This window comes from Cohaesibacter marisflavi, from assembly GCF_963665895.2.
In the GTDB taxonomy this organism is placed as follows: domain Bacteria; phylum Pseudomonadota; class Alphaproteobacteria; order Rhizobiales; family Cohaesibacteraceae; genus Cohaesibacter; species Cohaesibacter marisflavi.
The window spans coordinates 1208652-1224297 of sequence record NZ_OY762534.1 but is presented as its reverse complement, the minus strand read 5'-3'; the positions used below and the strand labels follow the sequence as shown (position 1 = coordinate 1224297).

Below are 15646 nucleotides of genomic sequence, written 5' to 3'. Positions count from 1 at the left end.
CGCGCGTAAAATTTTTGTGCTTCCCTTGTCAGGACAAGAATGAGATGCAGACAAATGGCCCGCACACCCAAAATCCGCAATATGGAACAGTTCGCAGAGGCAAGCGGCTTGTCGCGTCCGACCGTTTCCAAATTCTTCAATGACCCGAATAGCGTCAGGCCCTCGACACGCAAAAAGATCGAGGAGGCGCTGGAACGGTTTGACTATCGCCCCAATATCTACGCCATCAACCAGAACCGGCGATTAACGAAAACGATTGGCATTGTTGTTCCCTATCTGTCGGATCCCTTTTTCGGGGAGATGGTGCGCAATCTTGAGCAGAAATGTGTTGCTGCTGGCTACTCTCCATCGCTTTTCAGCTCGAATGGCTCTGCTGAGCATGAGGGCAAGATATTTGATGCTCTTCGATCAATGAAACCTTCCGGGGTCTTGTTGGCACCACTTGGCCGCCTGTCGAACCAAGACGCTGTTGCCGCCTTTTGTCAGGATGTGCCAACCGTTTTGTTCGATAGCAATATCAAAGATGTAGGGATGGCGTTCGTTGGATCGGACAATGCCCAGTTTACGACTTTGATGGTTGAATATCTCTACCGGAGTGGTGAACCTCCTGCGCTTCTTGAAATGAAAACGCCACCCAATCCCAACTCGCGCAAACGACGGCAAGGCTATATCAATTCCATGAAAGATCATGGGCTAGAGCCGGAGATTGTTCAGATTGATGGTGAGGGATGGGCGCTTGAGGATATCGGATATGAGGGTGGGCTGCACGCACTTGCCTCTGGGGCTTTCAAATCCCGTACGGTATTATGCAGCAATGATCGTCTGGCAATCGGGTTTCTTGCGGCCTGTCATGAAAAGGGTCTGAAGGTCGGTTTGGCTCCTGATGCGGATATCCGTGTCGCTGGGCAGGACGATCACCCGTTTTCCCGTTTTACTTATCCACAACTCACGACAATAGCCCAAGACTATGATGCAATTTCTAGTCGTTCTGTCGAAGTCCTTCTGGAATCTGTCAAAAGTGAAACGACCACGGAGGTCAGGCCCGATACTTTCTTCGAAGGAAAATTGATTATGCGCAAGTCAGCCTAATCCTAAATGTTTACGCGCGTAAATAATTAGTTGACCGCGCGATATCGTCATGTTCTATTTCCTCCCTATTCACCACAATCTAGGGAGGAAGATTGGATGTTTAGCAAAACACTATTGGGCCTATCGACGGCCATGACTCTTATCGCAACCGGAGCCTTTGCTGCGGATGGGGACAAATCCTTGACAATCGCGATCGTGAATAACGGTCACATGATCAATATGCAGAAAGTGGCCGAGGCCTACACCGAGAAAACCGGTGTGGCGCTCAACTGGGTCTCGCTCGAAGAAGGGGTTCTGCGTGAGCAGGTAACCTCGGACACGGCGACCGGAGGAGGCCAGTATGATGTTATCAATATCGGTATGCAGGAAGCGCCAATCTGGGGGGAAGCCGGTTGGATCGAGCCGCTGAATTTCGGTGACGATTACGATATCTATGACATGCTTCCGGCCATTCGCAACGGCCTGTCTTACGATGGTCAGCTATATGCAGCACCATTCTACGGCGAGTCCTCAATGGTCATGTATCGCAAGGACCTGACGGATGCTGCGGGCGTAACAATTGCCGACAATGACAGCTGGGACAATATTCTGGCTGCGGCCAAGGCAATCCATGACCCAGATGCAGGCGTGTATGGCGTCTGCCTGCGCGGCAAACCGGGGTGGGGCGACAACATGGCTTTCATCACGGCCATGGTGAACTCGTTCGGCGGCGCGTGGTTCGACAAAGACTTCAAGCCTACGATTGACACTGAAGCGTGGCACAAAGCGATTAACTTCTATGTCAATCTCCTTGGCACCTACGGCCCTCCGGGTTCGGAAGGCAACTCCTTCAATGAAATTCTTGCGCTTTATAATGAAGGCAAGTGTGGCATGTGGATCGATGCAACCATTGCGGCCTCATTCCTTGAAGTTGACGGGGTTGCCTATGCGCAGTCTCCAAATGCTGGCAACCCTGTTGGAGCCAACTGGCTCTGGGCATGGGCAATGGCTGTTCCTACCGGGACAGACAAGGCAGAAGAAGCCAAGGCATTTATCGAGTGGGCAACATCCAAGGACTATATTCAGGCCGTTGCCAACCATCCGGACTTTGGCTGGGGGGCTGTACCAACCGGTACGCGCAAATCAACTTACGCAAATCCCGAATTTCAGGCCGCAGCAAACTTCGCTTCGGCAGAACTTGCTGCGATTGAATCCGCCGCGCCTGAAGCAACGGATCTGAAGCCATATGTCGGGGTGCAGTTTGCTGCCATTCCGGAGTTTCCCGAAGTCGGTTCTGCTGTCGCTCAAGAAATGGCTGCCGCTCTCTCTGGTGCGAAAACCGTCGATGAGGCTTTGGAAGCCTCTCAAGATGCGGCCGAATCCATCATGAAAGAAGCCGGATACTTCGAATAACCATCTCCTCACATCAGTGAAGGTCGGCCATGATCGACCTTCACATTTACAATATTATGGGTTGAAAAGGCTCCGGCGATCGCAGTGCGTTGCGGTATCGGCCGGAGCCCAACATGCCCGCACTATGGGATGCGAATGGGGTCATTCGCAGGGACGGGTGAGATATGTCCAAAAGAAAGCTTGCGCGGCTTCTTCAGACCCCAGCGGTTTTGCTGCTGCTGGTTTGGATGCTGGTGCCTTTGAGCATGACGCTTTATTTCTCGTTCATTCGATACGTTCTCAATAATTTGCGTCGGCCTGAATGGACAACTCCTGCGCTGAGCAACTGGCGCGGGTTCGGCAATTATGAGTTTGTTCTCGATGCAAAGGACTTCTGGTTTGCGGTTCAAAATAGTCTGTTCATTGTTAGCAGTATTCTGTTCCTTACCGTTACACTAGGGGTTCTGATTGCCATTTTGATCAATCGGGCCTTTCCGGGGCGGGGCATTGTGAGGGTTTTGTTGATTTCTCCCTTCTTCGTGATGCCAGCCGTCAACGCGGTTCTCTGGATCAACATGATCCTGGACCCGGTGCTGGGGCTACAGGGTATTGCCATCAGAGGGATCAACGACCTGATCACCTTGCTCAAGGACGCGCCGCTCGTTGGCTGGTTCTTCTCGCTGTGGCCAACATTGGAGCCGATTTCCTTTAGGGCTACGCAGACCTCAGCCTACGCCGTAATCATCATGGTCACATGGCAATGGACACCCTTTGCGGTTTTGATTTTCATGACATCTTTGCAGTCTGAGGATCAACAGCAAAAAGAGGCCGCCGTATTGGACGGCGCGGGGGCATGGTCGCAGTTCCGTTTTCTTACCCTGCCGCATCTTGGGCGACCTATCGCGATTGTCGTGATGCTACAGGCGATCTTTCATCTCTCGCTCTATGCGGAAATCGAGATCGTTAGTCGCGGAAACGGAAACAAGAATCTTCCCTATCTGATCGGCGAGTTCGCCAATAACAACATTGGTGCAGCCAGCGCAACAGGGATTTTTGCCGTCATTTTGGCCAATATCGTGGCGATTTTTCTGCTGCGCATGATTGGCAAGACATTGATGGATTAAGGAGCTGAACCATGGCTATCGTTGCTGAAACAAACAGATTTTCAAAGACAAGTCGTACCGTTCTTGCCTGGTTGGTCGGCCTGCTATTTTTCTTTCCCATCTTCTGGATGATCCTGACAAGCTTCAAGACGGATGCTGTTGCGGTCAAGCCGGAGTTTCTATTCTCCTTTACGCCAACGCTTGATAACTACATCAACATGACGGAAAACTACGACTATTGGCGCTTTGCGGCCAATTCGGTCATCACATCGGTTTTTGCAACAATTTTCACATTGGTTGTTGGAATTCCGTCTGCCTATGCAATGGCTTTCAACCCAAGCCGACGCACCAAGGACGTGCTGATGTGGATGCTGTCCACCAAGATGTTGCCTGCGGCCGCAGTGCTCTATCCGATGACCTTTCTTACCAAGAACTTCCTCGGCATCTTCGATACGCACTTCCTGCTGATCCTGGTGCTCAGTCTCATCAACCTGCCGATCGTGGTGTGGATGCTGTTCACCTACTTCAAGGAAATCCCGCGAGAGATTATCGAAGCAGGCAAGATGGATGGCGTGAGCACATGGGGGGAGGTGAGGGAGATCCTCATTCCGCTGGCATGGGGTGGCATCGCCTCTACCGCGCTGCTCTGCTTCATTTTCTGTTGGAATGAAGCCTACTGGACCGTCCGTCTAACCACCACGGAAGCTGCAACCCTTTCCAAACTGATCGAGGGCAATCGTGCGCCCGAAGGGCTTTTCTTTGGACGTTTGTCTGCGGTGTCGGCTGCGGCTGTCGGGCCGATCATCGTGCTGGGATGGTTCTGTCAAAAACAGTTGGTCCAAGGTCTGACCTTTGGTGCCGTGAAGTAGGAGGAAATGATGGGACGTATAGTCTTGGAAAATGTCACCAAAAAATTTGGTGATCTGGAAGTCATCCCGCCCTTGAACCTGACCATCGAGGATGGTGAATTCGCGGTTTTTGTCGGGCCATCGGGCTGCGGGAAATCAACCCTCCTGCGCTTGATTGCAGGTCTGGAGGAGGTAACGTCGGGCCGTATTCTGATCGATGGGGAGGATGTTACCAATATTCCCCCTTCCAAGCGCGGGCTGGCCATGGTCTTCCAGACATATGCCCTTTATCCGCATATGTCTGTGCGCAAGAATATCGCTTTTCCATTGCGCATGGCCGGAATGAACGAAGCCGAGCAAAATACGCGCATTGAAGCGGCAGCGACGGCTCTCAACCTCACCGACTATCTCGATCGTAAACCGGGGCAGCTTTCGGGCGGCCAGCGCCAGCGCGTGGCGATCGGGCGGGCCATTGTGCGGGACCCTACGGCGTTTCTGTTTGATGAGCCCTTGTCGAACCTTGATGCAGCCTTGCGTGTGGGGATGCGCCTTGAAATCAGCGAAATGCACAAGAAGCTCAAAACGACCATGATTTACGTCACCCACGATCAAGTTGAAGCCATGACGATGGCGGACAAGATCGTTGTGTTGCAATCGGGCAGGGTTGAGCAGGTCGGCTCTCCGCTCGATCTTTATAGAGAACCCCGCAACGCGTTTGTGGCCGGTTTCATCGGCTCTCCCAAGATGAATTTCATCGATGGAGAAAAAGCCGGAACCTTGGGCGCTCATACAATCGGAGTTCGTCCCGAGCATGTTCAGATTTGCCCGAAAGGTGAGGGCAATGTCTGGCAAGGCAAGGTCGGCGTCGCCGAGCATCTTGGCTCAGACACTTTCATCCACGTGCATGGCATTGACGGATGCGACCCGATGACCGTTCGGGCTGGTGGAGAAGTAAAAATCAACCATGGGGACACCGTCTATCTCTCCGCCCAAATGGACCAGATCCATAAATTCGATAGCGAGGGGCATCGGGTCTCATGAACCGTCTTGAAGGGAAAAAGGCGCTGATTACCGGTGCTGCGCGCGGAATAGGGCTCGCCTTTGCTAGAGCTTATGCAAGTGAAGGCGCAGAGGTGGTCATTGCCGATATTGATAGCGCACGCGCTAGAAGCAGTGCGCATGCCATAGGTAGCAAGGCGCACGCAGTTGAAATGGACGTGGCAGACCAGCAAAGCATTGAGACTGCAGTAGACACCGCAGTCAAGACGTTGGGGCAGGTCGATATTCTAATCAACAATGCAGCCCTCTTTACCGCCGCACCTGTCACCGAGATCCGGCGAGAGGATTTTCAAAGGGTCTTTGATATCAATGTCGCTGGCACGCTTTTTACGATGCAGGCCGTTGCTCGCCACATGGTCGCGCAGGGCATCAAGGGCAAAATCATCAATATGGCCAGTCAGGCAGGCCGAAGAGGCGAGCCTCTTGTGTCCGTCTACTGCGCATCGAAGGCAGCGGTGATCTCGCTCACCCAGTCTGCCGGGCTCAATCTCATCCAACACGGCATCAATGTGAATGCGATTTCACCCGGTGTGGTCGACGGCGAACACTGGGATGGTGTCGATAGTTTCTTTGCCGATCTCGAGCAGAAGGCACCCGGCCAGAAGAAAAAGGAGGTCGATGCGGCGGTTCCCTATGGGCGCATGGGGCGTGCAGACGATCTGGTCGGTATGGCCATTTTTCTCGCGAGTGATGAAGCAAATTACATTCTCGGACAAACCTATAATGTGGATGGTGGACAATGGTTGAGCTGATCCCGCTTAGAAATGACACTCTTGGAGATATACCTTCGTGCGTTAAAACTCCGACCTATGATCGTTCAACCCTTTCTGCCGGAATAGTCCATATCGGTCTTGGCAATTTTCATCGGGCGCATCAGGCATGGTATCTGCATCGCTTGATGGAGATGGGGCTGGCCAAGGACTGGGCGATTGTCGGCGCTGGCGTGCGCGATCATGACAGGGCGCAAAGAGAGCGGTTGGTGGCACAGGATTTTCTGACCACGCTCATCAGATTGGACCCCAAGGAGAAGTCCGCCGAAGTCACCGGGTCGATGATTGACTATGTGCCTGTCGAAAAGGGCAATCGCCCGCTTATCGAGCGCATGTCCCAACCTGATATCAGGATTGTCGCTCTGACTGTCACAGAAGGGGGATATTATCTCGATCCGGCGACAGGACAGTTTGACGCCACACATCCTGATATGGAGCATGATGCTGCCAACCCAGATAGCCCGCGAACCGCTTTTGGGGCCATGATTGCAGCGCTCAAGCAGAGAAGGGGGGCGGGAACCGGCCCCTTTACCGGCTTGTGCTGTGACAATCTGCAAGGCAATGGAGGCATATTGAAGCGCACCCTTGTTTCGCTCGCCAAATTGTCAGATGCGGATCTTGCCGACTGGATCGAGACGCATTGCACATTTCCCAATTCGATGGTCGATTGCATCGTTCCAGCCACTGGGGCCAAGGAATTGGCGTTGGTTCATTCTTTCGGCATCGATGATGCAGTGCCTGTAACCCACGAAAGCTTCAGGCAATGGGTTATCGAAGATAACTTCTGCAAAGGTCGCCCAGATTGGGATAGGGCCGGAGCTACCTTTGCACCGTCGGTCCATGACTATGAGACCATGAAATTGCGCATCCTTAATGGAGGCCACCAGATAATCTCCATGTCAGGTGATCTGCTCGGTATCAAGACCATTTCTGGCTGCATGGACCATGAAGCTATTCGGGCATTTTTGCTGAATACGATGAAGCGTGAGGTGTTGCCAAATGTAAAGCCCGTGCCGGACATGACGCCATCTTCATACCTCGAGCTTATTGAAGCCCGTTTTTCAAATCCCGAAATTGTTGATACGACGCGCCGTGTTGCCTTTGACGGCTCCAGTCGTCAACCGGGCTTCATCATTCCGTCCATTCGTGATGCGCTGGCAAATGGCCAGCCGATAGACGGATTGGCGCTGATGAGCGCTTTGTGGATGCGCTATTGTTATGGCAAACGAGAAGACGGCTCTGTGATTGAACCGAATGATCCCAACTGGGCTGCACTGAACAAGGTGGCAGAAGCATCGGTTGATGACCCGACAAACTGGCTGAACCAGCGACAGTATTACGGGGATATCGCCCAGAATGATCTTTTCCGGGAGGCATTCATCCGGTGGGCAATATGTCTCGCTGAAGATGGTGTAGATAGCGTCTTGCAGACATATTTGCATCGATGACCACTATCTTGGGGCCCTGCCTTAGCTTTCGTGGCTATTGCAGGGCTTTCTTGTATTAGGCGCTCGCGTAGACGTGCCAATCACAGCAAAAAAACTCGCAGTTTTCAGCCTTCTTGCATGTTTCAACGTTAGGGCTCATGACTTGAGCATGGCATATAGAGACTTTCTCATTTTGTCGGACATGTCTGATGCCTCGCGATAATTACCATTTTGGGCATACATCCATGATCCTCCAACGGAGAGAACAATGGGAATTGATGCATAGCCTGGAAGGCGCTCATAGCTTATGCCACCAGAAGGCATGACCATGATATCCGGGAAAATGTGCCCGAAGTCCTTGAGGGTTTTGGCACCGCCCATGGCTTCGGACGGATAAAATTTGAGAAGATGGAAGCCATCAAGTCGTGCTTGAATGATTTCGGATGGCGTTACGATGCCAGGCACATGCACAACGGAACGCCCCTTCGCCCGTTTCTCGACATCAAAGCACCGCCCCGGAGCAATGGTAAAATCAGCCCCCAACGCCTCAGCCTGATCATAGCGTTCCACATCCATCACACTCCCAGCCCCGATGACAATATCCGGATAGGCCTTGCGGCATTCTTCTAGGGCTTTGGGGGCGATATCTGAGCGCAGGGTAATTTCGATGGCGATAGCGCCACCAGCAACGAGCGCATCGGTTGCGTCAAGGCAAGCCTTTACGGACGCAGGATTTATAACGGGAATGACCGGGCCGGCCTTCAGTTTGGAAATCAGGGTTTGCTCATCCATGATAGGTTTCCTCCATGAGCTTGATGGTTTCTGCGCGTCCGGGCGCACCAAGACGTCCTCCGAACACGGTGCATTTGAGTGCCGCAGCAGAACTGGCAAAGCGGATGGCGTCTTCCAATGGTTGGCCTTCGCATAGAGCTTGCGCTATGGCGCCGTGAAATATGTCTCCAGCGGCTAATGTATCAACGACTTCGACTTTGGGGCCAGCGACATGCCGTACGGGGCCTCCTTGAGCCGGGCACCAATAGGTGCCGTCGCCACCTGCTGTTACACAGACAACAACGCCGTATCGGTCATTGAGCGCGGTAACGGCATTTTCGGGAGAACTTTTCCTGTCGCATAGAAGGGAGGCGCCAGGCTCTGATGCAATCAAATGGGTGGCCCGCTTTGCCAGATCAAGGAGTACATCACGTGGGGCGACGTCTGCATCAAGAATGGCCATTGCTCCGGCGTCCCTGGCTGCATCCAAGGCAAGCGCAGCGGCACCAGGCCAGCGCACATCGCACATCACCGCTTTAAACTGTGAGAAGTCATTGGTTGGTAGCCCCTCAGGGGAAGATTGAGTCACCGGGTCATAATCGACGACGATCCAGCGCTCTCCGGTTTCGTCAACGATAATTATTGCTCGAGCGCTCTTACCTCCAATAACGGTGCGGACAAGACCGCAATCGACGCCTTCGGACTGCAAATCCTTTATCAATTCCTTTCCTGAGGCATCGTCACCGACGCTGGCCCAAAGCGTTGCCTTGCCGCCAATGCGAGCGGCAGCCGTTGCTGCGCTTGAAGCCATACCGGCAGCGTTGCGAGTCGCCCGCTCGGCTATAAACTTGCCGGACCCACTGGAAAATCCACTCACTCGAAAAATACTGTCCTCGGTGAGGGCGCCAACAAAAAGAATGGGCTTCTGAGAATCTGACGTCATGAATTGCTCCGGCGATAAAAATCAACTTAGCAAGAGGAATACGAGCAGAGGATTGCTCCGAGTTGGGGGAAAGGATTACCGGAGGACTGTTGTCGTATCTCCGGCAATCATCTTGTGTGGCTTAGTGACTGTGACGCGGAACTTTGGTGTTTCCGATGTCCCGATACTTATCTGCGCCTTCCAGAACCATACCTTCTGAGAATGGACGGACATGCTTGCGGAACAGTTCTTGCCACGGTGTCTGGCTCTCAGGCACGTTGGGTCCACCACTGGCAAGCAAGTCGGCGCGTCGCTTGGCAATTTCCTCGTCTGAAACCTTAAGCATGACGGCGCGTTTATTCAGGTCAACACGCACGAAATCTCCGTCCTTGATGATCGCAAGGTTGCCACCTGCTGCGGCTTCTGGCGATACGTTGAGGATCGATGCCGAGCCGGAGGTGCCTGACTGTCTGCCATCCCCTATGCATGGCATAGCGTGAATATCCTGCTTGATCAGATAAGACGGCGGACGCATGTTGACGACTTCCGCACCTCCCGGATAGCCGATTGGTCCGGCACCCCGCATGATCAGAATGCTGTGTGCCGTTATCCCGAGATCAGGATCGTCAATGCGATTGTGGAAGTCCTCGGGGCCATCAAAGACAAAGGCTGGCCCTTCAAAAGCATTGGGGTCGTCCGGATTGGATAGATATCGGCTACGGAATTCGTCATCAATGACTGACGTTTTCATGATTGCAGTATCGAAAAGATTTCCACTTAGATTAAGGAACCCAGCCTGCGCTGCCAGTGGCTTGCTAATTGAACGAATGACTTCCTGCTCTTCTATTTCGGCTTCCTGATAGAGTTCGCCAAACTTTTTGCCAGTAACAGTGAGTGCTTCTGGATGAGGAATGAGGCCGGCACGGAGCAGCTCGCCTATAACCGCAGGCAGGCCACCTGCACGGTAGAAATCCTCACTGAGATACTCTCCCGCAGGCTGTACATTGGTCAACAGCGGAACTTCATAACCAATTGCATCCCAGTCCTCGTTGGAGAGCTCAACACCCAAATGCCGAGCAATGGCATTGAGGTGAATAGGCGCATTGGTTGACCCACCGATCGCCGAGCAGATCACAATGGCATTTTCAAACGCATCGCGGGTCATGACATCGGCAGGTTTGAGGTCTTCAAACACCATGTCTACGATGCGTTCTCCCACGTCATAAGAAATCTGCGACCGTTCCCGGTAAGGGGCTGGAATGGAGGCAGAACCGGGCAGCTGCATGCCAAGGGCTTCTGCCAGACTGTTCATGGTCGAAGCTGTCCCCATCGTGTTGCAATAGCCCACAGACGGAGCTGAGGACGCAGCCATCTGAAGAAACTGCTTGGCGTCAATGGCTCCCGCTGCGAACTGTTGACGGGCTTCCCAGATAATCGAGCCCGAACCGGAACGCTCGCCCTTATACCAGCCGTTGAGCATTGGGCCGACGGAAAGAGCAATAGCCGGAATGTTAACGGTTGCCGCAGCCATAAGCAGGGCAGGAGTGGTCTTGTCACAGCCGATATTCAACACGACCGCGTCAATCGGATAGCCATGCAGGGCTTCCACAAGGCCGAGATAGGCCAAGTTACGATCAAGCATGGCCGTCGGACGTTTGCCCGTCTCCTGAATAGGATGAACCGGAATTTCCATCGGGATGCCGCCAGCGGTGCGAATGCCATCGCGGACCCGCTTCGTTAGTTCAAGATGATGCCGGTTGCAGGGTGACAGGTCTGACCCAGTCTGGGCGATGCCGATAATCGGTTTGCCAGATTGCAGTTCCTCAAGCGTCATTCCATAATTGAGATAGCGTTCGATATAGATGGCCGTCATTTCAGGGTTGGAGAGGTCGTTGAACCAGAGCTCCGAACGGAGAGGGCGGCGTTTCTTTTCATTGGACATAACGAATTCCTTTTGGCTATTCATCTGCCTAGCGGCCTGTGATGCCCGGGAAGATGAGCAAGGTGGCGACTGCCAAGATCTGGAGACAGATGAACGGCAAGAGCGATTTGAAGATTTCACCCAAAGAGATATCCGGTGGTGTAACCGACTTTAGATAGAAGGCAGCCGGACCGAATGGTGGGGATAGGAAGCTGACTTGCATATTCATGGCAAAGACCACACCGAACCAGACTGGGTCGTAGCCGAGGTCTTTGACGATTGGGACAAAGATGGGCATGCAGAGCAGCGCAATACCGACCCAGTCAAGGAACATGCCAAGCAGGAACAGAATGCCCATCATGAACAGGATGATCACAATCGGTTCGTTCGATGCGCCCTGAATAAGAGCCGAGACAAACCGAGTACCTCCCATAAGATTGAACACTCCCACTAGGGCAGATGCACCAATACCGATCCATACGATCATGCCCACGGTTGCAAGCGTTTGCCGGATGGCACCAAGCAGCAGGGTCTTGTTAAATTCACCCCGAATGACGGTCGAGAGAAGTACGCCTACCACGCCTACTGCGGAAGCTTCTGTTACAGAGGCAATACCGCCATAAATGGACCCCAAAACGAAGATCACTACCATGACGGGAAGGAACAGAGCCTTGAGCAGGCGCAGCTTTTCGGCGCGTGTCATGTCCTCTGGCTCGGCGATGGGTGCGAGAGCTGGATTGGTATAGGCACGAAAGAGAATGTAGGCCGCATAGAAACTGGCCAGCATGAAGCCGGGAAGGAAGGATGCTGTAAACAGATCACCGATGGAGACGTTGGCAGTCAAGCCATAGATGATCAGAACGATGGAGGGAGGCACCATAGTACCCAACGCGCCACCAGCACAACAAACACCAATGGCAAGCTTGCGGTCGTAACCAAGACGCAGCATTTGCGGCAAGGCAAGCATCCCCAGAAGGATGACCTCGCCGCCGACGATACCAGACATGGCAGCCAAGATGACGGCAACCAGCAAGGTCTGCAACGCGACACCGCCACGAATACGACCCGCGAGCAGTTTCATGGCATCAAACAAGTCCCTCGCTATGCCTGATCGGTCTAATATGGCAGCCATTAGCACAAACATAGGCACCGAAACAAAGACGAAGGAATTGACGAAACTGAAAATGCGGCTTGAAATCAGTGGCAGGACCATGGGGCCCATCCAGCCAAGCGCGAATATAAGAGCAACCAGCAAGGTAACAAAAGCCAGCGGCATACCGGTTAAGAGTAGGCCTACAAGCGTGACGAACATGGCGAGTGTGGCACCTTCAATGCCCAACGCCTTGATATTCATGAGGAAGTCCATCATTTAGCTCCCGCTTTGAAGGCAAACTTGAGTGTGTAGATGAAAAACTGGATCGTCAGGGCAATCATGATGACGAATAGGAACACCTTCAGTGTGCCGGGGAAGGGCGGATTCCATGCCGAGCCGCTCGTTTCTAGATGGAATTGTCCCTGCGGTGTCCATATCGCACGCTGGATGCTTGACCATGATGCAAAGGCGAAAAAACCGGTAGAAACCATGCACACAAACGAGATTACGGCATCAAGATAGCGGCGCGGTCCATCCGGTATCATGCTATAAACCAGCACGACCCGAATGTGTTTGTTATGGGCGGCAACATATAGGCCGCCGAAGATGAAGGCACATGCGTTGAGAAATACGACGGTTTCATGTGCCCATGTTGTCGGACTATTGAAGACATAGCGCATGACAACTTCGACAAAGAGAATTCCTGCAGAGACCAGAATACCGACAGAGAAAACAATCCCCATTCGGTTTACGATCCTGCCGAACAAACCTGCCTCGGGGCATGCCTTCGGCGGTTTCTTGTGGTCAGCGATACTGGCCTCTTCGTTGGGTTTTTCTAATCCGGTCATTTGACACCTGTGGGTGGCCAAGGGGGAGAATGGATCTAGTCTGGAACGACTGGATCCTCGCCTCATCGGGGAGGCGTTTTAACAATCGGGATCAGCGCGTCAGGTTAGGCGCACATCGGGAAGGCGTCTGGGCGACGCCTCTCCCAGCAGACGGCTCTTGCCGTCCGGTGCCTAGTCGGCTCCCATAAGTCCCTTTGATTCCAGATAGGCAATCAGAGTGTCATAGACCTTCTGAGAATAGGGCGATGCCTTGGCTGCTTCCGCCCACTGCTTCTTGGCGATAGAACGGAACTTGGCACGTTCGGCTGCTGGCCAGTCATGAATCACCACATCAGAAGCCGAATTGGCAACGGCCGCCTGATCACGTTCATTCAGTTTCTGGATCTGATATTGTGCAAAGTCCTTGGTCGCTTTGGCGACTTGATTTTGCACCTCCGCCGGCATGGAATCCCACGTCGCCTTGTTGATGCTGACCTCGATCAACGGCAGGGAATGGAAGCCGGGGTAGACAGGGTGTTTGGCAATATCATGCAGACCTTGCGACTGGTTGGTCGAGAAGGTGTTGTAATCGGCGGCATCAATCACGCCTTTGTCGAGCGAGGTGAAGACTTCCGAGCCAGGCAAGTTAACCGGAGCGGCTCCTGCGGCTGCAAAAACCTTCTGCACCATGCCTTCTGGCGCACGAAGCTTAAGACCTTTCAGGTCATCGACACCGTCAAGCGGCACCTTGGACACAAAGGCTTCAAGCCCCGGTGTGGTCGGGCCTATAAAGTGAAGTCCATAAGGTTCAAGAATCTCATTCATGAGTTCTTTGCCACCGCCGTTGTAGACGAAATCGAGCATCTGGTTCGGATCTGACCAGGCTCCGACTGGATTGGCAATAAGCCCGAGAGCAGGTTCCTTACCCGCGAAGTAAGAGGTGTCTGTAAAGTGACCGTCGATAATCCCCGCAGCCACAGCATCCTGCGTTTCACTATGAGCAACGATGGTTTCAACTGGCATCATTTCGATGGTGACCTTGCCGTCAGTCTGCTCTGCGACCATTTTGGCCCAGTCTTGCTGTAGTCCGAAATTGGGGTTGCCGGCCGGGTCTGATGACTGGAAGCGCAGGGCATAGTCTTGCGCAAAAGCACCAGAAGCCAATGCCAGAATAGAGACGGCGCCGAGGGCCAGCGCACGAACAGTAACAAGCTTCATTGTGTGATTCCTCCCGTGAATCCGTAAATGGGCTTTCCCATTCTGTGATGGGTAGGCAGGACTCTCCCTTCCTCCAAAGCGAATTGTCGTTGCCTCGCCATAAGTGATAAATGATTGCGCAATCATTCGTCAATCAACCAAATGTCTATAGACAGAAATACTCTATAAGTTATGATAAACTCATGGCTAAAAGACGATCATCATCATCCCGCAAGCCAACCCTTGTTGATGTGGCGAAAGCGGCAAATGTTAGTGCAATCACTGTTTCGCGCACCATTCGTTCGCCGGAACTGGTGTCACCACAGATGCGCATTAGGGTCGAGGCCGCAGTTGAGAAGCTGGGATACAGCCCGGACCCGGCAGCATCTGCTCTTGCCTCCAGGGTCACGCACAATATTGGCTTATTGCTTCCATCCCTCACCAACACTGTCTTTGAGGATGTATTGGATGGGATTTATGAAGTCAGTGAGGAGACGCGGTTTTTCATCCAGATTGGCGACACTCGTTACAGTGCGCTTAAGGAAGAAGCGTTGATTGGCACTTTTCTGCGGCAGAAACCGGCAGGACTAATTCTGACAGGCTTTGAACAGACAGAAAAAGCAAGAAAGATGTTGTCTTCTGCACACTGTCCGATTGTTCAGATCATGGATTATGGTGGAACCCCGATAGATATGGCAGTAGGATTCGACCATGAAGCCGCAGGGTATGCAGCAGCTGCCCACCTAATCGAATGCGGCTATCGCAATCCCGGCTGTGTCGGAGCGCGGCTTGACGCCCGCTCTCGCCGTCGACTGGATGGGTTCCGGAAAGCCTGCCAAGAGGCGAATCTCTGGGATGAACGAAGAATGGTGACGACACCACAATCATCCTCGGTTGGGCTCGGCCGTCATATGCTGGAAGAAGTGCTTTCAAAAGACGAGACTGTTGACGCTATCTTTTGCAACAATGATGACATCGGCATAGGTGTCCTTGTCGAGGCACAGAGGCGCCTGATTTCAGTGCCTGAACAACTTGGCATATGCAGCTTTCACGACATGGAAATGACCAAGCATATGCATCCGGCTCTCACAGCCATTGCCACGCCTCGCTATGAGATAGGTAAAATGGCATTTGAAATGCTGTTGGCTGAAATAGACCAACCTCAAAGCGTCAAAAAGCGGATTGTTAACTCCGGCTTCGAACTAAAAAAGAGATCGTCGACCAAAAACCTGGCAGGCAAATTTTAAA

General features: G+C 52.9%; 14 protein-coding genes. 8 read left to right on the top strand and 6 right to left on the bottom strand.

The annotated features are described in order from the left end of the window. Window positions 1-54 precede the first annotated feature (54 nt). The 7 genes from ACKPCT_RS06705 (at window position 55) to ACKPCT_RS06675 (ending at window position 7688) form a co-directional block, all read left to right on the top strand. Complete coding sequence (locus ACKPCT_RS06705) at window positions 55-1089, top strand: LacI family DNA-binding transcriptional regulator (protein ID WP_319568743.1); 1035 nt, start codon at window positions 55-57, stop codon at window positions 1087-1089. A 96-nt stretch (window positions 1090-1185) separates the two neighbouring features. Continuing rightward, window positions 1186-2481 carry an ABC transporter substrate-binding protein gene (locus ACKPCT_RS06700; protein ID WP_407652459.1) on the top strand — a complete coding sequence of 432 codons (1296 nt, stop codon included), beginning with the start codon at window positions 1186-1188 and terminating at the stop codon, window positions 2479-2481. A 164-nt stretch (window positions 2482-2645) separates the two neighbouring features. Further along, the gene (locus ACKPCT_RS06695; protein ID WP_319568742.1) at window positions 2646-3584 is read left to right on the top strand and encodes a carbohydrate ABC transporter permease; all 939 of its coding nucleotides are present in this window, start codon (window positions 2646-2648) and stop codon (window positions 3582-3584) included. An 11-nt stretch (window positions 3585-3595) separates the two neighbouring features. Continuing rightward, on the top strand, window positions 3596-4432 hold the full coding sequence (locus ACKPCT_RS06690; protein ID WP_090074774.1) for a carbohydrate ABC transporter permease: 837 nt from the start codon (window positions 3596-3598) through the stop codon (window positions 4430-4432). Between the two features lie 9 nt (window positions 4433-4441). Further along, window positions 4442-5452 (top strand): ABC transporter ATP-binding protein, encoded by a 1011-nt coding sequence (locus tag ACKPCT_RS06685; protein ID WP_319569395.1) that lies wholly within the window; start codon window positions 4442-4444, stop codon window positions 5450-5452. Further along, window positions 5449-6222: an L-iditol 2-dehydrogenase gene (locus ACKPCT_RS06680; protein WP_090074862.1), complete on the top strand. Its 774-nt coding sequence runs from the start codon at window positions 5449-5451 to the stop codon at window positions 6220-6222. The genes ACKPCT_RS06685 and ACKPCT_RS06680 overlap by 4 nt, the downstream gene beginning before the upstream one ends. After that, on the top strand, window positions 6210-7688 hold the full coding sequence (locus ACKPCT_RS06675; protein ID WP_319568741.1) for a mannitol dehydrogenase family protein: 1479 nt from the start codon (window positions 6210-6212) through the stop codon (window positions 7686-7688). Before ACKPCT_RS06680 ends, ACKPCT_RS06675 begins: the two co-directional genes overlap by 13 nt. A gap of 135 nt (window positions 7689-7823) precedes the next feature. On the opposite strand, the gene eda is transcribed toward ACKPCT_RS06675, so the two are convergent. The 6 genes from eda to ACKPCT_RS06645 all read right to left on the bottom strand — a co-directional run bounded on the left by eda (window position 7824) and on the right by ACKPCT_RS06645 (window position 14419). Next, window positions 7824-8459, bottom strand: coding sequence for a bifunctional 4-hydroxy-2-oxoglutarate aldolase/2-dehydro-3-deoxy-phosphogluconate aldolase (gene eda / locus ACKPCT_RS06670; RefSeq protein WP_319568740.1), 636 nt, complete (start codon window positions 8457-8459; stop codon window positions 7824-7826). Continuing rightward, window positions 8452-9381: a PfkB family carbohydrate kinase gene (locus tag ACKPCT_RS06665; RefSeq protein WP_319568739.1), complete on the bottom strand. Its 930-nt coding sequence runs from the start codon at window positions 9379-9381 to the stop codon at window positions 8452-8454. The genes eda and ACKPCT_RS06665 overlap by 8 nt, the downstream gene beginning before the upstream one ends. Before the next feature lie 121 nt (window positions 9382-9502). Further along, a complete protein-coding gene (locus ACKPCT_RS06660; protein ID WP_319568738.1) occupies window positions 9503-11302 on the bottom strand; it encodes an IlvD/Edd family dehydratase in 1800 nt (599 codons plus the stop codon). Between the two features lie 28 nt (window positions 11303-11330). After that, complete coding sequence (locus ACKPCT_RS06655) at window positions 11331-12650, bottom strand: TRAP transporter large permease (protein WP_407652458.1); 1320 nt, start codon at window positions 12648-12650, stop codon at window positions 11331-11333. Beyond that, entirely contained in the window at window positions 12647-13222 is a 576-nt protein-coding gene (locus ACKPCT_RS06650; protein ID WP_090074779.1) for a TRAP transporter small permease subunit, read from the bottom strand. Before ACKPCT_RS06650 ends, ACKPCT_RS06655 begins: the two co-directional genes overlap by 4 nt. 171 nt (window positions 13223-13393) lie before the next feature. Beyond that, window positions 13394-14419 carry a TRAP transporter substrate-binding protein gene (locus tag ACKPCT_RS06645; RefSeq protein WP_319568737.1) on the bottom strand — a complete coding sequence of 342 codons (1026 nt, stop codon included), beginning with the start codon at window positions 14417-14419 and terminating at the stop codon, window positions 13394-13396. A 110-nt stretch (window positions 14420-14529) separates the two neighbouring features. On the opposite strand from ACKPCT_RS06645, the gene ACKPCT_RS06640 reads away from it, so the two are divergent. Then, window positions 14530-15645 carry a LacI family DNA-binding transcriptional regulator gene (locus tag ACKPCT_RS06640; protein ID WP_319568736.1) on the top strand — a complete coding sequence of 372 codons (1116 nt, stop codon included), beginning with the start codon at window positions 14530-14532 and terminating at the stop codon, window positions 15643-15645. Window position 15646 lies beyond the last annotated feature (1 nt).